The organism is Candidatus Pelagibacter sp. HIMB1782, from assembly GCF_052047475.1.
GTDB lineage: Bacteria > Pseudomonadota > Alphaproteobacteria > Pelagibacterales > Pelagibacteraceae > Pelagibacter.
Genome location: NZ_JBNAKE010000001.1, coordinates 79,255 through 97,945 on the forward strand (window position 1 = coordinate 79,255; position 18,691 = coordinate 97,945).

Annotated in this window: 20 protein-coding genes; 3 read left to right on the top strand and 17 right to left on the bottom strand. The window is 28.7% G+C overall.

Features of this window, described 5'->3' with window-relative positions; translation table 11 throughout:
* Positions 1-42 precede the first annotated feature (42 nt).
* The 8 genes from rseP to ACTTAO_RS00490 all read right to left on the bottom strand — a co-directional run bounded on the left by rseP (position 43) and on the right by ACTTAO_RS00490 (position 9,487).
* Positions 43-1,155 carry an RIP metalloprotease RseP gene (rseP, locus tag ACTTAO_RS00455; RefSeq protein WP_440690292.1) on the bottom strand — a complete coding sequence of 371 codons (1,113 nt, stop codon included), beginning with the start codon at positions 1,153-1,155 and terminating at the stop codon, positions 43-45.
* An 89-nt stretch (positions 1,156-1,244) separates the two neighbouring features.
* Entirely contained in the window at positions 1,245-3,554 is a 2,310-nt protein-coding gene (gene hsdR, locus ACTTAO_RS00460; protein ID WP_440690294.1) for an EcoAI/FtnUII family type I restriction enzme subunit R, read from the bottom strand.
* Positions 3,551-4,753 (bottom strand): restriction endonuclease subunit S, encoded by a 1,203-nt coding sequence (locus tag ACTTAO_RS00465; protein WP_440690296.1) that lies wholly within the window; start codon positions 4,751-4,753, stop codon positions 3,551-3,553. The genes hsdR and ACTTAO_RS00465 overlap by 4 nt, the downstream gene beginning before the upstream one ends.
* The gene (locus tag ACTTAO_RS00470) at positions 4,750-6,204 is read right to left on the bottom strand and encodes an N-6 DNA methylase (protein WP_440690298.1); all 1,455 of its coding nucleotides are present in this window, start codon (positions 6,202-6,204) and stop codon (positions 4,750-4,752) included. The genes ACTTAO_RS00465 and ACTTAO_RS00470 overlap by 4 nt, the downstream gene beginning before the upstream one ends.
* 277 nt (positions 6,205-6,481) lie before the next feature.
* Positions 6,482-7,828: an NAD(P)/FAD-dependent oxidoreductase gene (locus ACTTAO_RS00475; RefSeq protein ID WP_440690300.1), complete on the bottom strand. Its 1,347-nt coding sequence runs from the start codon at positions 7,826-7,828 to the stop codon at positions 6,482-6,484.
* A gap of 46 nt (positions 7,829-7,874) precedes the next feature.
* On the bottom strand, positions 7,875-8,294 hold the full coding sequence (locus ACTTAO_RS00480) for a hypothetical protein (protein WP_440690302.1): 420 nt from the start codon (positions 8,292-8,294) through the stop codon (positions 7,875-7,877).
* 10 nt (positions 8,295-8,304) lie between these two features.
* The gene (locus tag ACTTAO_RS00485) at positions 8,305-8,904 is read right to left on the bottom strand and encodes a LysE family translocator (RefSeq protein ID WP_440690304.1); all 600 of its coding nucleotides are present in this window, start codon (positions 8,902-8,904) and stop codon (positions 8,305-8,307) included.
* Between the two features lie 37 nt (positions 8,905-8,941).
* Positions 8,942-9,487 (bottom strand): DUF4174 domain-containing protein, encoded by a 546-nt coding sequence (locus tag ACTTAO_RS00490; RefSeq protein ID WP_440690306.1) that lies wholly within the window; start codon positions 9,485-9,487, stop codon positions 8,942-8,944.
* Between the two features lie 32 nt (positions 9,488-9,519).
* On the opposite strand from ACTTAO_RS00490, the gene ACTTAO_RS00495 reads away from it, so the two are divergent.
* Together ACTTAO_RS00495 and ACTTAO_RS00500 are read left to right on the top strand one after the other, a co-directional pair.
* A complete protein-coding gene (locus ACTTAO_RS00495) occupies positions 9,520-9,723 on the top strand; it encodes a hypothetical protein (protein ID WP_440690309.1) in 204 nt (67 codons plus the stop codon).
* Positions 9,724-9,757: 34 nt separating this feature from the next.
* Positions 9,758-10,429 (top strand): GNAT family N-acetyltransferase, encoded by a 672-nt coding sequence (locus tag ACTTAO_RS00500; RefSeq protein WP_440690311.1) that lies wholly within the window; start codon positions 9,758-9,760, stop codon positions 10,427-10,429.
* Positions 10,430-10,496: 67 nt separating this feature from the next.
* On the opposite strand, the gene ACTTAO_RS00505 is transcribed toward ACTTAO_RS00500, so the two are convergent.
* Entirely contained in the window at positions 10,497-11,366 is an 870-nt protein-coding gene (locus tag ACTTAO_RS00505; RefSeq protein WP_440691090.1) for a bile acid:sodium symporter family protein, read from the bottom strand.
* A gap of 26 nt (positions 11,367-11,392) precedes the next feature.
* Here ACTTAO_RS00505 and ACTTAO_RS00510 point away from each other — a divergent pair, with 26 nt between their 5' ends.
* The gene (locus ACTTAO_RS00510; protein ID WP_440690313.1) at positions 11,393-12,367 is read left to right on the top strand and encodes a hypothetical protein; all 975 of its coding nucleotides are present in this window, start codon (positions 11,393-11,395) and stop codon (positions 12,365-12,367) included.
* Positions 12,368-12,438: 71 nt separating this feature from the next.
* Here the strand turns inward: ACTTAO_RS00510 and ACTTAO_RS00515 are convergent, their stop codons facing one another.
* The 8 genes from ACTTAO_RS00515 to ACTTAO_RS00550 are packed head-to-tail and all read right to left on the bottom strand — an operon-like array spanning position 12,439 to position 18,682.
* Positions 12,439-12,828, bottom strand: a complete 390-nt coding sequence (locus ACTTAO_RS00515; RefSeq protein ID WP_440690315.1) for a DUF2306 domain-containing protein — start codon at positions 12,826-12,828, stop codon at positions 12,439-12,441.
* Positions 12,829-12,834: 6 nt separating this feature from the next.
* Positions 12,835-14,049, bottom strand: a complete 1,215-nt coding sequence (locus ACTTAO_RS00520; protein WP_440690317.1) for a Coenzyme F420 hydrogenase/dehydrogenase, beta subunit C-terminal domain — start codon at positions 14,047-14,049, stop codon at positions 12,835-12,837.
* Positions 14,049-14,780, bottom strand: coding sequence for a class II aldolase/adducin family protein (locus ACTTAO_RS00525; RefSeq protein WP_440634018.1), 732 nt, complete (start codon positions 14,778-14,780; stop codon positions 14,049-14,051). Before ACTTAO_RS00525 ends, ACTTAO_RS00520 begins: the two co-directional genes overlap by 1 nt.
* Positions 14,777-15,673, bottom strand: coding sequence for an NAD(P)-dependent oxidoreductase (locus tag ACTTAO_RS00530; RefSeq protein WP_440690319.1), 897 nt, complete (start codon positions 15,671-15,673; stop codon positions 14,777-14,779). The genes ACTTAO_RS00525 and ACTTAO_RS00530 overlap by 4 nt, the downstream gene beginning before the upstream one ends.
* A gap of 1 nt (position 15,674) precedes the next feature.
* Positions 15,675-16,517 carry a HalD/BesD family halogenase gene (locus ACTTAO_RS00535; RefSeq protein ID WP_440676756.1) on the bottom strand — a complete coding sequence of 281 codons (843 nt, stop codon included), beginning with the start codon at positions 16,515-16,517 and terminating at the stop codon, positions 15,675-15,677.
* A 43-nt stretch (positions 16,518-16,560) separates the two neighbouring features.
* Positions 16,561-16,704 (bottom strand): hypothetical protein, encoded by a 144-nt coding sequence (locus tag ACTTAO_RS00540; RefSeq protein WP_440690321.1) that lies wholly within the window; start codon positions 16,702-16,704, stop codon positions 16,561-16,563.
* A 57-nt stretch (positions 16,705-16,761) separates the two neighbouring features.
* Positions 16,762-18,213: a deoxyribodipyrimidine photo-lyase/cryptochrome family protein gene (locus tag ACTTAO_RS00545; RefSeq protein ID WP_440690324.1), complete on the bottom strand. Its 1,452-nt coding sequence runs from the start codon at positions 18,211-18,213 to the stop codon at positions 16,762-16,764.
* Positions 18,214-18,235: 22 nt separating this feature from the next.
* Positions 18,236-18,682, bottom strand: coding sequence for a YtoQ family protein (locus tag ACTTAO_RS00550; protein ID WP_440690326.1), 447 nt, complete (start codon positions 18,680-18,682; stop codon positions 18,236-18,238).
* Between the last annotated feature and the right edge of the window lie 9 nt (positions 18,683-18,691).

Sequence of the window (18,691 nt, forward strand, 5' to 3'; positions counted from 1 at the left end):
ACGTTGATTTTATTGATCTTTTTAACTGTTTAAAAAATTAAATTATCTAAATAAACCAAGGTCTTTTAGGTCATTAAATGTGGTGAAAAACATCAATGATAGCAACAAAAATAAACCGATTCGAAAAAAGCCTTCTTGTGTTTTTTGAGATAAAGGCCTCCCTAAAACCTTTTCAAATGCATAAAACATTAAGTGTCCACCATCTAACATTGGTATCGGAAACAGGTTTATTAAGCCTAAACTTATTGAAATATAAGCCATCATACTAATAAAAGCTAAAACTCCAAAGGTTGCAACTTGCCCTGATATCTTTGCAATCCTTATTGGTCCACCAAGTTGTGAGGTGTCTGCTTTACCCATGATCATTCCACCAATGTATTTTAATGACGAAACACTTACAAAATAGACTTCGTTTGCTGCATGGTACAATGCTTGTGCTGGACCTAATTTAACATGGTTAATTTTATCATTGTAAGCACTAAGTTTTATACCAACCATTCTTTTATTAATTTTATTTCCTAAACCATCTTCACCTTCAACGATGTTTGGTTTTACTTTTAAAATTAATTCTTCATAAGAACGCTTAACTTTAAAATCTATAAAGTCTGATGTGGACATTGTGATATACTTTGAGACTTCCATGATGCTTTTAACTTCATTGCCATCAATTTCTAAAATAATATCTTGGTTTTTTAAGCCACCAACCATTGCAGGGCTATCTTTTTGAACTTCGCTAATTACAGCAGGAGTAAAATCTTTTCCAACAAAAGTATAAATACAAAAGAAGATCGCTAAAGCTAATAAAAAGTTTGCTAAAGGACCACCAAATACAATTAAAACTCTTTGATACAAAGGTTTTAAAATAAATAATTTATCTCTTTCCTCTTCATTATATTTTTCTAAAATTTCTTCATGATCAGCTTGTGAATAAACATTACGATCTCCAAAAAATTTGACATAACCACCTAAAGGAATTGCACATACTTTCCACCTAGTTCCATGCTTATCATTCCAACCAAATAATTCTTTTCCAAATCCAATAGAAAAATCAGTAACCCCTACACCATACTTTCTTGCAAAATAATAGTGTCCATATTCATGGATGAATACAACCACTAAAATAAGAATTAAAAAAGGAATTATATAACTAAGCATATTTTTATATTTTAATTTAATATCAAATTAATCACAACCCCTCATTACCAGTAGTAAGTCTTAGACTTTTGAGATAAAACAAAAGATATTCAATAAAGGTGTTTTTGAAAGCCTATAAACAATTTTTTAATTGCATCAATATTTCCAAGTGCTTGTTGACCCTCTAAAACTCCTTGATATTTCAATTCTAATAAATCACTCAATCTATCAATTCCTAACTCTTCAACTCCACCTTCAATATATTTTGTTAAAATAAATTGAATAAATTCTTTTTGATTATCTGACAGTTCATTAAAAATTTTGTTTTCAGAGTTCTCTACTCTAGTCTGTCTGGTAATTGGTTTTTTAGTAAAAGCTATATATTCTAGCACATCATATAAATCACTTTTTTCAGCTTCAATTAATTTTTGAATGTTCTTTAAATCTTCAGTAGTAAAACCATTGTCATTTAATTTTCTAAGTAATTCGCTCCTAGTAATTGGAGATGACCAAATCTTTTTTAATTCTTCCTCATCGTTGAAAAAAGTTGGTAATGATAAAGTATTGAAAAGTTTTTGAATAAACTCTTTCGCTGTAATAGTCTGTCCATCATAGAAAAATAAATTAGTTTCCATTGATTGAATTTCAATCTCTTTATCTGCAGATAATTTAATTTTAATTTTTTCTCTTGTAGGGTTAACTGGAGATTTTCTATTTATTATGGTTTTGCGCTTTATTTCATTATCTCCTGGTTCATCTATTGATGTTACGCCCCATTCAGGATCTAGAAAATTTTTATAAGCTCCGACAAAATCAATTACAGTAAAGTGAGATTTGCTATCATTTAATCTAGTCCCTCTTCCAATAATTTGTTTGAATTCAATCATATTGTTTACAGGCCTTAGTAAAACAATATTTCTTATATCTGAAGCATCAACTCCTGTGCTAAGTTTTTGGCTAGTTGTTAGTATTGTTGGTATTTTCTTTTCATCATCTTGAAACTGTCTTAAATACCTTTCACCATCAGCACCATCATTAGCTGTTACTCTTACACAATAATCTGTGTTTGGATTATTACTTTGTTGATTAATTAAATTTCTTACTAAACCTGCATGAGCAATATTTGCACAAAATACAATTGTTTTCTCATCAGTATTAATTGCATCCAACATTAATTGAACACGTTTCTTTTCTCTTTCTTTTATTTCTATACGTCTATTAAAATCAGTTTCAGTGTAAACTTCTCCCTCCTCAATCTCATCTTGACCTTGTAAAACTTCATCATCATTAGAAAAAACATATTCATCTAAAGTTGTTTGTATTCGTTTAACTTTAAAGGGTGTTAGGAAACCATCTTTAATACCATCTTTAAGTGAGTAAATATAAACAGGTTGTTTGAAATATTTATATGTGTTTGAATTAATATCTGATTTTGGTGTAGCTGTAAGACCTATCTGCACGGCAGTTTTAAAGTACTCTAAAATACCTCTCCATGAACTTTCATCTCTAGCTCCTCCTCTATGACATTCATCAATTATAATTAAATCAAAAAAATCTTTTGGGTATTGACCAAAATAATGACCATCATCAGGTCCAGACATAAAAGTTTGAAATATTGAAAAAAATATATTTCCATTAGTTGGAACAGATCCTGTATCTCTGATGTCTCCTGGATTAATTCTAACCAATGCATTTTCTTCAAATGCACCAAAAGAATTAAATGCTTGGTTGGCTAAAATATTTCTATCTGCTAAAAAAAGTATTCTTGGAGATCTCTTACCATCTCTTTGCAAATTCCATTTTGACTGAAATAACTTCCAAGCGATGTGGAATGCAATAACAGTTTTCCCTGTACCAGTAGCTAGTGTTAATAAAATTCTATCTTTTTTATTGGCAATAGCTTCAAGAGCATTATTTATTGCTATTTCTTGGTAGTATCTTGGTTCAAGGTTACCTTTGAATGGTTTAAAATTAATATCATCAAATTTATTTGACCATTCATTTGTTTTTGAAAAAGTCTTGTTCCATAGTTCATCGGGAGATGGATATTTAGAAACTTCTTTTTCTGATGAAATAACCATTTCTCCTTTTTCATTTTTTGAATAATTAATTTCATAGATTTCATTTCCATTAGTTGAAAATGTAGTTTGAACTTGAAGCTTTACAGCATATTTTTTTGCTTGGGCAACTCCTTCACTAACTTCATTTTCATCACTTTTAGCCTCAATTACTGCTAGTTTTCTGTTTTTATAAATCAAAACATAATCAGCTTTTTCGTGTCCTGCTCTAATGCCTCCGGGTTTTATTTCACCATCAGTTATTTTATATTCAGCACGTATTAAACTTCCTTCAACAATACCCCATCCAGCCTCTTTTATTTTTGGGTCAATTAATTCACGTCTAGTGTCTGCTTCGTTCATGCTGCTTCTTTTTGTTTTGCCACTAACTCTTTTGAGAGTATTGCTTGTCGAAGAGAGTGTAAATGTATTGTTTTTTTATAATAGTAATCTTGTAATTTTGATGAATACTCATTTATCAAATCAAATTTTTCAACTAATTTTTGTTGATTTGACTTACTTATAATCGGTATTTTTAATTGACTTAATTTTGATGAATTGAAACCTCCTTGAGCTGAACCAGAAATTCCGTCATTAACTTGTTGCCAGTATTTGGCACTTTGAAAAAAATGCATTAAAAATCTTGGTAACAAAATTTCCCTATCCACAGAAATACGAATTAAATATGATGCAAATATTGAATTTACTGGGTTTTGAATAAGAAAACTTTTTCCTGTAGTAGCTCCAGTTCGTGCAAATACAATATCTCCATGCTTGAGAATTACACTTGAAAGTTTATGAGATTCTACGTTACAGTAAGGTACTGTATTCCAGTCTACAGAGTTATTTTGTATGTCTGTAATTCTTAAGAGTTTATAATTGCCTTTATCAAAGCTTGCTTTTGCTGTGTAACCATAATTTATTTTACTGTAATTGCCAATTTGTTGTAGCTCATTAGAATATTTAGAAAATTCTTTATCAATTGTATAAGAATAATAACTTTTTAAATTTAAAATATTTTTTTTTGTTAATTCTGTTACCTTATCAATCTCATAGAATATCTTATCAAGTTTATCTACAATGCGTTGTTGTTCTTTAAGTGTTGGTAAAAAAAACTCATAGTCTTCTATTTGTGAGAACTTTAAATTATTTATGTTAGAGCCATCATTTAATGAAGACAAATATTTTTTAAAGCTGTTTGTAATAAGGTGATAATAAAGAAATTTAGAATGGCACTCATTATTACACTTTAATACAGCCATGAATCCTCCGAATGCCATATTTAAGTTCTTTTCCACTAGAGCTACTTTACCTAGATGAATTTTACTTCCACTAGCAGTACAAATTAATATATCATCTTTTTTAACATATTTTTCTTCTTTAACTTTTGCTGACTTACTTATATATCGAACATCATCCAAAATAATCTTATGATTAGCCAAATCAATGTTAGTTGCACGCAACACAGGAATGCCATTTTTTTCTACTTCATCTTTTTTAGAATATGTTAGTCCTCTTACCCATTTAACTACATTTTTTAACTGTACTAGATTCCTTTTCATATTAAATCTTTAATTGATTTAAAATATTTTTTACTTTGCAAATCTAACTCTTCTATTTCTGAGATTATTTGTTGTGGAGTCCTGCTGTCTTCTTTTTTTATTAAATTTGGATTTTGAACAGCTAAATCTAAAGTTTCTTTGTTAATTTTATTTATATCCAATAACCAGCTATTATTACTAGACTTTTTTTCTTTAGCTAATTTTATGTAATCTTCCAAATCAATTTCGTTTAAAGAATTAGTCTTACCCAAGTTTCTTCCAGTATTAAGTTTATAATACCAAATTTTTTTTGTTGGCTGACCCTTTTCAAAAAATAACACTACTGTTTTTACTCCAGTTCCAATGAAAGCTCCACTTGGTAAATCTAGAATTGTAAATAAATTACATTCTTCAAGTAGTTGTTTTCTCAATGCTATACTTGCATTATCTGTATTACTTAAAAAAGTATTTTTAATAACAACGCCACATCTACCTCCCACTTTAAGTTTCTTAATAAAGTGTTGAAGAAACAAATAGGCAGTTTCACTTGTTTTAATAGGAAAGTTTTCTTGAATGTTTGTTTTTTCTTTTCCACCAAAAGGAGGGTTTGCAAGTATTATATCAACTCTATCCTTGTTTTGAATTTCTTGAATATTGGTATCTAATGTATTTTGATGAATTATATTAGGACTCTCTATTCCATGAAGTATCATATTCATAATACCAATTATGTAAGCTAAAGTTTTTTTTTCAGCTCCATAAAATGATTTTGTCTGAAGTGTTTTAAGTTCCGAAGTAGTTAAAGATTTTGATTTACTCATGTGCTCAAATGCTTCAACTAAAAAGCCAGCACTACCTACTGCACCATCATAAACTGTTTCTCCAACTTTAGGATCTATGACTTTGATTATAGATTTAATTAGAGGTCTTGGAGTATAGTATTCTCCACCATTACGACCAGCATTACCCATGTTCTTAATTTTTTCTTCATAAAGAGCACTTAATTCGTGTTTCTGTTCACTGCTTTTAAACTCAAGATTATCAACTTCATTTATGACGTCTCTTAAAGTGTAACCATCTTGAAGTTTATTTTTTAGTTCTGAAAATATTTCACCAATTTTATATTCAAGCGTATCAAAGCTTTCTGCTTTATTTCTAAAGGAGGATAGATATGGAAACAATTTCTCATCGACAAACTTTTTTAAATCTGGTCCCTGAAGAAGTTTATTAAAATCAACTTTCCCATTCTTTTTCTTTACGATAGCCCATGAAGACCATTGATATTGTTTATCAAGTACTGGTTTAAATGTCTTATTTTCTAAAGAAGCTTTAGTTTCCTTTTCTTTTTCATAATCATCTAGCCATTTAAGAAATAGTATCCATGATGATTGCTCAGCATAATCAAGTTCAGTGCTGCAGCCTGAATCTTTCCATAAAATATCATCAATATTCTTAAAAGTTTGCTCGAACATAATTTTACGATAATATAGGACAACTAGTGTCCAGACTAGAGACTTTTGAAATAAAACAAGTTTTGGAGTGGCATGAACAAAGAAAACGCAAGTAAACTCTGTAAAATTATTCAGGAAGCCGGAGATTATTTGGAGGGACAACTTCTAAAAATTAATTTTTTAAAAAGTTATTTGCCTTTAAACTTACAATATAGAGAAAACAAAATAAGACCTACAAGGACAATTCCTACAAATATCCTTAGGTATTGATTAAAAAATATATCTATAAACTCAATCATTAAATATTAAACTTATCCTTAATTCTATAAAACCACACCGCTAATTTAAAATAAAATACTCTTAATTTTGGGAAAATAAATTTCTTAGGCAAACCTTTATAAATTTTTGAAATATCTAAGTCTTTACTATTTGATGAAAAAACTAACTTAGACAATTGTTTTCCAGTCCATGGAGCAGCACTAACTCCTACTCCGCTGTATCCAAATCCATAATAAATTTCTTCATTATCTATTTTACCAATTGAAGGCGTAAGTTTTTGAGATAGTGCAATCAAACCCCTCCAATTATAATCAATTGTAACATTTTTCCATTTAGGAAAAATATTTTTTAAAAATTTTTCCATATCATTAGCTCTGTTTTGATTTGATTGATCACTACCTTCAAAATCTCCTCTCGTTCCAAATAAAATTCGATTATCAGGTAACTTTCGATAATAATATAAAAGGTTTTTAGAATTAGCTATTGGGGCATAAGTATTAAAGTTATGTAAACTAAGCTCTTCATCAGTAAGTGGTCTTGTTACAATAATATTTGATATAACAGGTAATACTCTTCCATCCATTTCAGGTATTAATCCTTCTTGATAAAACCCATTAGTTGCAACAACAATTTTTTTAGTTTTTATTGAGCCTTCATGGGTTCTTAAAAGGTAAGAGCCATTTTCTTTTTCAATTTTTTCAACTTTTGTGTGTTCATATATTTTTAACTTTTTAGACAAAGCATACTTTGCAAGTCCATTTACAAATTTTAAAGGATTGATTGCAAATCCAGGCTTATATGAAAAAGCTCCAAATTGCTCAGTTCCACCATGCCCTACTTCATCAAATTCTTCCTTTGAATAAACTTTAGTCTCTATACCAAATTCAGATTTATAAACTTCAGCTTGTTCTTTGATTTGATCAAATTTATTTTTATGATGCGAAACAACAAAGTTATTTTCACCAGTTACATCACAATCAATATTACAATTATCAATTAATTCTTTAGTGTAATTTGCTCCTTCAACTGAATTTTTAAAAAATCTTCTAGTCTCCTCTGTTCCATAAACAGATTGCATTTTTTTATAAGACATCTTACTTGGAGGAAGACAGCAAAATCCTGCATTACGAGAAGAAGCACCCCAACCTATTTTTCCAGCCTCAACTAAAACTACATCTAAATTATAATTTTCAATTAAATTTATTGCACAAAGTAAACCCGTATAACCCCCACCTATGACTACTATTTCTGAACTAATATCTTTTTGAAGTTTATCTAAATTTAAATTGTCACTTGATGTTGCTTCCCAGTAACTAGGAACAGGTTTGTTGAACTGATAAATATCTGAATGATAAATATTACTCATTAATTAATATTAGGTTAACACAAACCTTAATTATCTAAATAATAATTTACTTAAATTTATCTTCCCAGAATAGAACTCTTTCGTCTGTTTTTTCTATTAAGTCCTTACAGAATATTCCGTATTTATCTAAAACTTTTGAAAAATTTTTATAATCTTCACCCATCTCATTTTTCATACTTTCAAAGGATGTTTTAACTCTATTTCTCATTGTGTCTGTATTCATACCTAATTGCTGACCAATCATAAACACAGATTCTAATGATAAATCTGCTGATTTATTAAGTCCTGCTATAGTTTCATCATTAGCACTACCACTTTTTTTAAAACCTTCTTCAGATAACAAGTAATAACTATAACAAGTCGTGAAATCTCTTTGTAGATTATTAAACACAAAGGTTTGTTGATCATCAGCATTAGCACTTGAGCTTAAGATGCTAAGAATTATTACAGATATAAGTTTTTTCATTTTTTATTTTTTAAATTTTAATTGAAAGCATCCATATACCAACCAAAAATAAAGACAATGAGAAGATTTTGTTTAAAATTTTTGAATATTTTTCATTTCTAAATTTTGCACCAAGTAAGTCACCAAATAATGTCCAGAGAGTAAATGACACGCAGTTATTAATTGTAAAAATTGTACTGATTAAAATTATTCTCATTAAACTTTGAGAACCGTCTAAAAAGATTGTGAACATTAAAGAAATTATCACATAAGCTTTTGGGTTAAATACTAAAAGTATAACTCCATCAACAAAAGTACATTTTAAATTTTGATTGTTGTTTTCATACGTGCTTGCTTTAAAGAATTTATAAGCAAGATAGATTACATATAATGATCCAATTATCTGAATGTATTGATACTGATCATTAATAAATGAAAAAAATATATTAAAACCAAAACCTATAAGAAAAGTAACTATAATCGTTGCAAAATGATAACCAAAATTTGCTGATAATGTTTTAGCAAAACCAAATCTAGCTCCATTAGCTGCAAAGAACATGTTCCCAGGTCCTGGGCTATATGCCAGAGGAAATAAAAAAATTATTAAAGCTACTATTTCAATTAGGGTCATATTTTAATAAGTGATTAAATTTATACTATTCTTTAATTTAGGCCTTTTTGTTCTTTTTATACATTCTCATCCACTTTTCAAAGATCACAATTGCATCATCCATATCTTTAGTTTTGTTAGGATGATTTTTTGCTCTTCCAAGCATAGTTGCAATAACATTTACTTGATACTTGATTGATCTTTTTTTGATAGCTTTAACTGTATAAAGCGCCTTTTCTTTATTCTTAAAACCTAATCCATGTAAAGTTGTCTCAGGTTTATAATCAGAAAATAATGAAAGATTTAAAGGTTTAAAACTTTTGTCTTTAATCATCTTATTCATTGGCATTTTATCCACTAAGGTAAAAATTTTTTTTATATTTATTGTATTTAATTGAGCTTTTTCAGTTCCATCAAAACCAATTAAACTCACACTAAAGTTTTTAGCTTTATCTAATTTTGTAACGAGTTTAATAAATCGTTTGTGAAATTCTTTTATGTGCTTTTGGTAAATATCTTTTGAATTTTTATACTCTTGATTAGTGTAGTTTGGAGTATTCAAAACTAACAATCTACATTTCCATATATATTTTTTAAAATTCATTGGTATATTAAGTATTTTAGTTAATCGTATATATGAAGGAAAAAGAAATTAAATCTCATTTTAAGAAAAAAGGGCTATCTAAACTTGCTTTATCGATAAGCTTTTTCTTGGTTCTTTTAACTTCCACTGGATACATATTTAATTCTAAAGCAGCAATTTTTCTATTTTATATTTTTAGTTTTGCATTCATTTACAATTTATTAATCAATTTCTTATTAGAAAAATTTGATATCTGATAATGAGACATAAACAATTAGAAAAAAATAAATAATGAAAATAGGCTTTAGTGTAAAATTTAATAAAGCAAAATACCCTTCAAAGAAAAAATTAATTGGTAAATATTGTTTTTTAGAACCAGTTAACGCAAAAAAGCATGCTAAAGATTTATATAAAAACTTTTCTTTAGACAGAAAAGGAATTGATTGGACTTATATGCCAACAGGACCCTATAAGACTTTCGGTTCTTTTAAGAAGTATTTAACTACTGATAAGTTATCAGGTAATCCGTTTTTTTACTCAATTTATTCAAAAAGGCTTAAAACCTATTGTGGTTTAGCAAGTTATCTTAGAATTAAACCAGAAATCGGGACAATTGAAATAGGTTGGATTACTTATGCTAAAAATCTTCAAAGAACAGTTGAAGCAACAGAGGCAATGTATCTTATGATGAAAAATGTTTTTGAGAATTTAGGTTACCGAAGATACGAGTGGAAATGTGATAGTTTAAATAAAAAATCGAATAAAGCTGCTTTAAGGTTAGGTTTTAAATTTGAAGGTATATTTAGACAGGCTACAATTTATAAAAAAAGAAATAGAGACACTTCCTGGTATGCAATTATTGATAAAGATTGGAAAAAAATAAAAAAAGGTTATTTGAAATATTTATCAAGCAAAAATTTAGATAAGAATTTAAATCAAAAAATAAGTCTTAAGTTAAATTAAACTCAATTAGCTATGTCATTGGAGCACTATTGGAGAAATAGAGGTAGCGGATTATTTTGGAAAATATTTAATTTAATTTTCTTATGAGTAATAAAAATAAAATAGAGGTTATCATCATTATTAATGCATATGCAGCTGTTGGCACCATATATACAATCTCATCAAATAATTGTGTTCCAACAAATACAGCTAAAGTTCCATTTTGAAGACCACACTCTAAAGAAATACATTTTTGCTGTGCGACTCCTGATGCAAAAAATTTAGCAATATAAAAACCTACAGTCATCATGGTAATATTTAATACTAAAGAGATAGTTCCTGCTTTAATTAAAAAATTAACAATCTTATCCCATTCTTCAATATAAATTGAAATAAATACAATAATGAATAGCCCAACTGAAATTCTTTGAATTGTTTTTGTTTTATCTAAAACAAAATTATTTGCATAATGTCTTATAATCATCCCGACAATGACTGGGATAGTGACAACAAAAAACATTTTTAAAGAAATAGATAAAATAGAAATATTTTTTTGAACATAATCGATGTTTAATAAATCTGCTGAGAAAAATATTATAAACGGCACAGAAAAAATACTTATTAAACTTATAATTGCTGTGAGAGATATTGATAAAGCGACATCTCCATTAGCAAATTTTGTAAGAATATTAGATGTAACACCTCCAGGGGCAGCAGCGATAATCATTACTCCTAAGGCAATTTCAGTTGGTATATTAATTATTTTAATTAATAAAAAAGCAATTATTGGTAAAATTATCATTTGGCAAAACAAACCTACAAAAAAATCTTTTGGGTATCTAAATACTCTTAAAAAATTATCTATTTTTAAAGATGTACCCAAACCTAACATTATTAATGCTAAAGCTATTGGAGATATTAATTTTGCAGTTTCCATAAAAAATTGTTTAATTGTAATATATTAGCAAACTAAACAATATAAAAATGTCAAAAAAACTCATATTGGTTAACAAGTTAAATGAAGATGAAATTTTTCACTTCATAGTAAAAAATTATAAAATTCTTTCAAGGAAATGGATTAATCATCAATGGAATTGGATGGGACTATCATTTAGTTTTTTTAAAGATCATGCAAAAAGTTTAGTTCTAGAGGTAATTTTAAAAGAAATCTTAAAATCTTATTCTCAAAATAAAATTTTTTATCAATTTGATGAATTTTTTAATAACTCTAATTTAATAATTGATACATTTACTATCCGTAAAATTTCTGAAAATTTGGATAGTCCTAAAGAAACAATTAGAAGAAAATTAATTGAATTAGAAAAAAAAGAACAGATCAGTATTAAAAATAAACAAATAATAACTAAAAAATCATTGTTACAGAAAAGTATAACTGATCAAAAAATTAAACTTTTGATTAATTACTTGGAATATTTTTCTAATTTGCTTTATGAAAAAAAATTAACACCAAGAAATTTCAATTCAAATGAAATTGAAAAAACAATAAAAAATAACTTTTCACATATTTGGCCTTGGTATTGTGAAATGCAAATATCTATGATGACTAGTTGGAAAAAACATTTTGGTGATTTTGTTAGTTTTCAAATATGGTCCACATGTCTTATTAATCAACTGTATCATTTAAATAAAAAAGATTTTATGAATAGTGGAGATATAGATCGTGAAACATTACACAAATTTATGACTACTGAAAATTTAGGGTATGGTGTGAACAGTTTTTCATTATCTGAAATTTTAAACATTCCAAGAACAACTGTCATGAGAAAGTGTAAGGAAATGATTGAGAGTAAAAAATTAAAATACAACGATAGAAAACAGTTTGTTTTACCCGGCACAAATGTAGCAAAATTTAACTCTGTTCAAGAAAAAATATTAAGAATTAAAGCTAAATTTTTATCAAAATTGCTCAATTTTCAATTAGTAAATATAAATGATTAGTTTTTAATCATTATGAATTAACAATTATACAAAACCAATTTCATTGACGTGTATATGAGGTAATAGAGTTGTCATCCAATTAAAATTTGATGCATGATACGCCCTGGATAAAGCGTAAAAAAACCTGCTACGATTAAAGCAAAAAAATATAAAGTAATCATTGTTTGTTTATGACGTTTAATATTTCTAACACGTACATAATAAATACCAACACCAAGTGTAAAAACCGTCAACAAACTCAACAAATGTATAGGACTATAAGCGCCCCATAATTTTATTTCATGTATAAAAAAAGAAGATATTGCTACAAACATCATTATGCCTACCCATATACGACCTAACGATTTATGAATTGCTCCACCTTTTTTCATAGAAAGTTGAATGCCACCTAAAATTACAGCAATCATTGCCATAATAGCATGAATTGGTATGGGGTGAGTTTCATTGAATAACAAATTCATGTCTTCTTAATTTCCTAATCTTTTTGAAACACCTTGTTCTTGTTGTTTGTTAAACTCATCATCATTTAATTTATACAACTTCTCTATTCTTAAGTTTTTAGTTGTGATTGTTGGAACATTATTATTTTTCATACCTAAATGTCTTGCATAAACAGCTTGTTTTTTAGTTGTTTGATGAGGTTGAAAATCTTTAATGTCTTCAATGGTTACTTTGTCTCCTCTAACAAGATATCCACTTTCAACAGCTTCATTAAAAACTTTAATTCCTTTTTTAGTTCGCATCACTGCAGCATTAAACCCTTCATCTTCTCCTTTAGGTGAGCCCCCTCTCCAAGTATCAAGTGCTGCAATATCAGAACTTTCGCCTATTGCGTCTGGGCAAATTTTACATCGAAATGGAACTTTCCAATTACTTTCATCACCCCAAAAAGAATTATAATCTTTATCAAACTCCCTTTGATCTTTTGTTTTGATATACATTCTTCCAGGGTTACCAAATCCTCTATATCTAAATTCTTCTAACTCTTGTTCTTTAACATTAAAGCTATCAATAAACTCTTGTGATTTTGTAAGTTCTTGAAAACCTCCACAAACAAGGGTGAAGATATATTTACAATACTGATCAACCCTTTCATCTGATTTAGCAAGTAATCTAATAGTTCCTGCATCACAAGGTTTACCAACGAAAGCAAAGGTTTGTTTTTTGTCTAAGGCTTTATGAAATTCACTTAAAGGTGAGGATGGACCGTATCTTGATCTACTTTCACAGTTAATTAAGTCCTCTTTATTATAACTGTATTTTACAATGTTTCGCATGGGGTTATCTTTGTCCCCTGCTGTATGCATAATAAAATCAACTTTCTTTTGTTCTAGTAAATATAAAGACAAACCATTTAACAAACCACCTGTTGAACTTTGAAATCTGATCTTTGGATCAGTAGACCAAGAATAATATAAATCAAAATAATTTCCCCAAACCAAATCTTTATTAGCTCCTTCATTTTCTTTATGATCTTCAGGTCCTTCAGCAATAACTCCAGGACAAACTTTTTTAATTTCCTCTAAAGTTTCATTGGTAATTGGTGTTAATTCTTTAGGTTCTAAATTACCTTTGTCACTCATCTCCATTTGAAGAGAATTTCCTGCAATACTTTTACAAAGTCCGCAGCCAATACAAAGGCCATTTTTTACAATATCGTCTAAAGAATTAATTTTTGTCATTACTCTTTATAAGATGGGTCTTTTGCATCACATCTTCTAAGTAATGCTGGCCACTCGTTTAATCCTGGTGAAAATAGATCATATTGTTTTTGAGATAATTTCCACATCTCTTCTGTTGCTCTTTCAAGAGGTAAACCTGAACCTGTTGCTTGTACTGCAACTTCACACATTCTAATTGCATAATACATGTTCATAAAAGCTTCTCCTGCTGTTGCACCAACAGTAAGAAGACCGTGGTTTTTCATAATCAAAACCTTATTATCCCCCATGTTTTCAGCAATTCTAACTCTCTCATCTTTATTAATCGATAGTCCTTCCCACTCATGGTAACCAACTTTTCCATAAAGCATTGAACTATCTTGAACTAAATGAGGGATACCATCTTTTAATGCAGTTGCAGCTAAAGCTGATGGAGGATGTGCATGAAAGACAAACTTTGCATTTGGATGATTTAAATGAATAGCGCTGTGAATAATAAAACCTGCAGTATTAGCTTTTTCAGGTCCTTCTAAAACTTTACCATGTTCATCTACTTTAATTAAGTTTGATGCTTTTACTTCTTCATACAACAAACCCATCTCATGCATAAAAAATGTATGATCCGTTCCAGGTGCTCTTGCAGTGATATGGTTCCAAACCGTATCATCCCAACCCATCATGTTTGTTAATCTAAACATGGCAGCAAGATCTACTCTTACTTTCCAATCTGCTTCGCTTATATTATTCTTCATCGTCCCTCCTTTGAAAAAGTTAATTTATTATTTTGTTCTAAAAGTTTAATCACTTTTAAGTGATTAGAATTTGCTCCATATTTTTTAATTGCTTTATTATATATTTTTGAAGTTAGGTTCATTATTGGTAGTTTTAATTTTTGAAGTTTAATAATTTCATTAGCAAGATTTAGATCTTTCATTGATAAACCTAAAAAGAAAGATGGGTCATAATCTCCATTAATCATATTAGGGCCGTATCTTGTTGATGTATAACCACCACTTGCACTTTTATCGATGATCTCTAACATTGTTTTTGGTTTAATCCCTGACTTTACTCCAAGCATCAGCGACTCTGAGAGTGATAAATAGTTTAAATAACAAAGGCTAACTTGTGCAATTTTAGCAGCATAACCCGCACCTGGTTTATTTAGATAATAGATGTTTTTACCTAATATATTAAAGACAAACTTAAGCTTATTAACTGTCTTTTTATTACCACCAATGAATATTGATAAATCTCCTGATTGAGCTTTTAAATTTCCACCTGATATCGTTGCATCAACAAATTGATTAATTTTTTTACTTAACTTTTGTTTTAAAAGATTAAAGCAAGTTAAAGAATTAGTAGAACAATCAATCCAAATTTTATTTTTACCTAATTGATCAATGATTTTACCTTTACCAATTGATAATGCTTTGATTTGTTTTGGTCCAGGAACGCAGGTGATAATTACATCAGAAAACTTAATTAATTCATATAATGAGTTTGTTGCTTTTGCTTTTTTGGATTTAAATTGTTTTAAAGATTTAAGACTTACATCGTAACCTAATAAATCTATTCTTTTGGATTTATGTAAGTTTAATGCCATTGGCATACCCATATTTCCTAAACCAATAAAACCTATTTTCATATCAATCCATTAACCCATCTACTTCAACATTATTTCTCTCATAATGAATTGGAAGTGCTTTACCGTAAACTTGTTTAGAGTGTTCTGGTTTATTTACTCTGTAACTATCTTTTACATATGTTGGTAATGCAATGTAACGAGAAGTATTTCCTTCTATTTTTGTTACTCTATGCATAGAAAATCTTCCTTTAAATATTTGAAGATCTCCTGGTTGAAGGTCTAATGATTTAACTTTATCTCTTGAACCTCGAAGAACCTTTGTTACTTCATCAAAGTTTTCATTTTCAGTGCTTCTTAAATCAGGTGAGTATTCAAACAATCCACCTTTTTCAGCTTTTTGAACTAAAATACTTAAAGTAAATTCATTGCCATCAAAGTGCCAAGGAAAGTAATGATCTTTATGCATGATACTGTATGGATTTTTACCTAAAGGATCTGACCATCTATAAAGAGGAAAAACTCCTAAACTATCTGAAATAAATTTTAACATTTCTTCAGACTCGTAAATTTTATTTAAATCAGATTGTTCTTCTAAATCATCTGAATTGATGTATCCGCTTTCTCTAAATGAAAATACTCTCTTTGGATGATCTTTAGATAAATTTTCATCATCTTTTGAAAAATAAGGATTGTGATGATCTTTGGTCCAATGAGTTTTAGGAAGATTTCTTTCAACTTCTTCCTTCATTCTTTTCAAAGACTCGCTAAGTACAAAGTTAGGAAGTACACAGCATCCGTCTTTATCAAGTAGCTCTCTATTTTTAGTAATTAAATCTTGGTACTCTTTTGATCCTGTCTGATCAATTGGGTAATCTTTTAAGTTAACAATGTTTTTTATTTCCATAATTCTCCTTTAATTAAAATTAATTTTTTAAAAAAAGAAGTGATTACAATTTCGTGGGCGTTGAAGAATTTATATGATTTTTACAGTCTACTTTTTGAAGTAATAAGCTAAATAATTTTGAAGAAAGTCTTGAACTTAAACCTACTCTTGCAAGTCTATGATGGTGTGTAGATAAGTTTAGATTCATGTAAGGAACGATATTCTATTTCAAAACAGTCGTAAACAAAATTGTGATGTAAAATATTTAACGTCTACCCTTAGCACTTGCGTGCTTTTCTAAGATTTTTTTGGCATTGAACTTTGCCTCTTCTGTTTTTTTAACCATCCAAATCTTATCTCTTGCAATCTTTGATGAAGAATGGTGATCAACAATTGGATTTGGATAATGTTTTCCTATTTCAATTCCTAGACCCTTTTGATCTATGTATGTAAGTTTCCAAGGCTCATGAACTAATTTATTGGGAATTTCTTTTAATTCTGGCACCCATTTTTTTATAAATTCACCTTCTGGATCCTGATCTGTTGATTGTTTAATAGGGTTATAAATTCTAATAGTATTGATGCCGGTTGTGCCTGATTGCATTTGAAACTGTGAATAATGAATTCCAGGTTCATAATCGGTAAATAATCTCGCTAAATGTTTGCTAGTTTTCCTCCAATCAAGCCATAATTGGTATGATGCAAAGGATACTAGCATGGCTCTCATTCTAAAATTAATCCATCCATTTGATTTTAAATACCTCATACAAGCATCAACAAAAGGATAACCAGTTAAACCATCCTTCCAGGCTTGATGATACTGTTCATTAAAATCATTCTCTCTGATACCATCATAGGCTCTATTCATATTTTGATATTCAATTTCAGGCTCATCATAAAGTTTTTGAATAAAATGACAGTGCCATGCAAGTCTACTTCTAAAAGATCTTAAAGATTTAACTTTATTAAAAGACATATTGATCTGTTTAGCATTATCAATTGCATGATTAATTTCTCTCAATGAAATAGTTCCATAAGTAATGTGAGGACTTAATCTTGAACAAGCAACTTCACCAGTAATTGGTGAAGACATTTCTTTTTGATAATTTTCAGATCTTTGTTCTAAAAAACTATTTAAGAGGGAAAGCGCTTGAGTTCTTCCACCTTTTTGAATATTTGAACCATCAATTGGATTTGTTTTGACCTCAATAGATGATGTTTCTGTGGTTAAAAATTTACAATTAGCTTTAATAGTTTGTGGTCCGTTATCTATAAATTTATTCCACTGATTAGCCCAAAAATTTCTTTTTCTATTTTCAAGTTGAATTCCAAATTGTTGTAATTGATGCCAATTAACTCCTTTTTCAACAAAGAGCTCAGAGCATTTTTGATCTAAATCTAGTGTGTATTTATTTCTAAATATTTGGTTAGTAAAAATATCTGTAATTTTAAATTGGTTGATTAATTTATTTAAAATTTCAATTGTATTTCCATAAAATATAGAAATTTTAGAATTATATTTACTTATCAGTTCATTATTTAATTCTTCTAAGCTTTCTTTGGTAAAATTTAAATGAAATGAACTAGATGTCTCTAATTTCCAATACCCTTCATCATAAATAAAAATTGGTAAGACTTCTCCATCATTACAAGCTTTGTTGAAAGCTTCATTGTCTTCAATTCTTAAATCATATCTGAACCAAAGTATTTTTTTCATCTTAAAATGGAGACTTTAAAAATTATAATGAGCCTTCTAAAACGTATTTTAGAATTCTAACTACTTGTTTTTGATCTGAAGCAACAGCAGAGGCTGCGGCATCTACCTCTTTAAGGGCATGTTGATGATCGTCACTATGAATAACTATAATAGATTTGTTTAATGCAGATGCATATCCAGCATCAAATGCTGCATTCCATTGTTTGTATTTTTCACCAAATTTAACAACGACAACATCGCTTTCTTTGATTGATTTTTTAGTTCTAATTGAATTGATATTAGCCCCTTTTCGATCTTTCCAAAAATTTTTCTCTTCAGGACCTAAAATTTCAACCCCACAATCATCTGAAGATGCGTGATCAGTAACTGGTGATGAAAATTGAATGTCTAAATTTTGTTTTTTACATTCATCAATAATTTCATCTCGCCAATTTGTGTGAATTTCTCCTGCTAAATATACTTTCAACATCAATACCTC

What these genes read in the sequence shown, in the direction of transcription:
- ACTTAO_RS00500 (WP_440690311.1), top strand. Translation starts at nt 9,758, where the DNA reads ATGAAAATAGGCTTTAGTGTAAAATTTAATAAAGCAAAATACCCTTCA.
- ACTTAO_RS00530 (WP_440690319.1), bottom strand. Translation starts at nt 15,673, where the DNA reads ATGAAAATAGGTTTTATTGGTTTAGGAAATATGGGTATGCCAATGGCA.
- ACTTAO_RS00525 (WP_440634018.1), bottom strand. Translation starts at nt 14,780, where the DNA reads ATGAAGAATAATATAAGCGAAGCAGATTGGAAAGTAAGAGTAGATCTT.
- ACTTAO_RS00520 (WP_440690317.1), bottom strand. Translation starts at nt 14,049, where the DNA reads ATGACAAAAATTAATTCTTTAGACGATATTGTAAAAAATGGCCTTTGT.
- ACTTAO_RS00550 (WP_440690326.1), bottom strand. Translation starts at nt 18,682, where the DNA reads ATGTTGAAAGTATATTTAGCAGGAGAAATTCACACAAATTGGCGAGAT.
- ACTTAO_RS00535 (WP_440676756.1), bottom strand. Translation starts at nt 16,517, where the DNA reads ATGGAAATAAAAAACATTGTTAACTTAAAAGATTACCCAATTGATCAG.
- ACTTAO_RS00515 (WP_440690315.1), bottom strand. Translation starts at nt 12,828, where the DNA reads ATGAATTTGTTATTCAATGAAACTCACCCCATACCAATTCATGCTATT.
- ACTTAO_RS00480 (WP_440690302.1), bottom strand. Translation starts at nt 8,294, where the DNA reads ATGAAAAAACTTATATCTGTAATAATTCTTAGCATCTTAAGCTCAAGT.
- ACTTAO_RS00475 (WP_440690300.1), bottom strand. Translation starts at nt 7,828, where the DNA reads ATGAGTAATATTTATCATTCAGATATTTATCAGTTCAACAAACCTGTT.
- ACTTAO_RS00495 (WP_440690309.1), top strand. Translation starts at nt 9,520, where the DNA reads ATGAAGGAAAAAGAAATTAAATCTCATTTTAAGAAAAAAGGGCTATCT.
- rseP (WP_440690292.1), bottom strand. Translation starts at nt 1,155, where the DNA reads ATGCTTAGTTATATAATTCCTTTTTTAATTCTTATTTTAGTGGTTGTA.
- ACTTAO_RS00510 (WP_440690313.1), top strand. Translation starts at nt 11,393, where the DNA reads ATGTCAAAAAAACTCATATTGGTTAACAAGTTAAATGAAGATGAAATT.
- ACTTAO_RS00465 (WP_440690296.1), bottom strand. Translation starts at nt 4,753, where the DNA reads ATGAAAAGGAATCTAGTACAGTTAAAAAATGTAGTTAAATGGGTAAGA.
- hsdR (WP_440690294.1), bottom strand. Translation starts at nt 3,554, where the DNA reads ATGAACGAAGCAGACACTAGACGTGAATTAATTGACCCAAAAATAAAA.
- ACTTAO_RS00485 (WP_440690304.1), bottom strand. Translation starts at nt 8,904, where the DNA reads ATGACCCTAATTGAAATAGTAGCTTTAATAATTTTTTTATTTCCTCTG.
- ACTTAO_RS00470 (WP_440690298.1), bottom strand. Translation starts at nt 6,204, where the DNA reads ATGTTCGAGCAAACTTTTAAGAATATTGATGATATTTTATGGAAAGAT.
- ACTTAO_RS00540 (WP_440690321.1), bottom strand. Translation starts at nt 16,704, where the DNA reads ATGAATCTAAACTTATCTACACACCATCATAGACTTGCAAGAGTAGGT.
- ACTTAO_RS00545 (WP_440690324.1), bottom strand. Translation starts at nt 18,213, where the DNA reads ATGAAAAAAATACTTTGGTTCAGATATGATTTAAGAATTGAAGACAAT.
- ACTTAO_RS00490 (WP_440690306.1), bottom strand. Translation starts at nt 9,487, where the DNA reads ATGAATTTTAAAAAATATATATGGAAATGTAGATTGTTAGTTTTGAAT.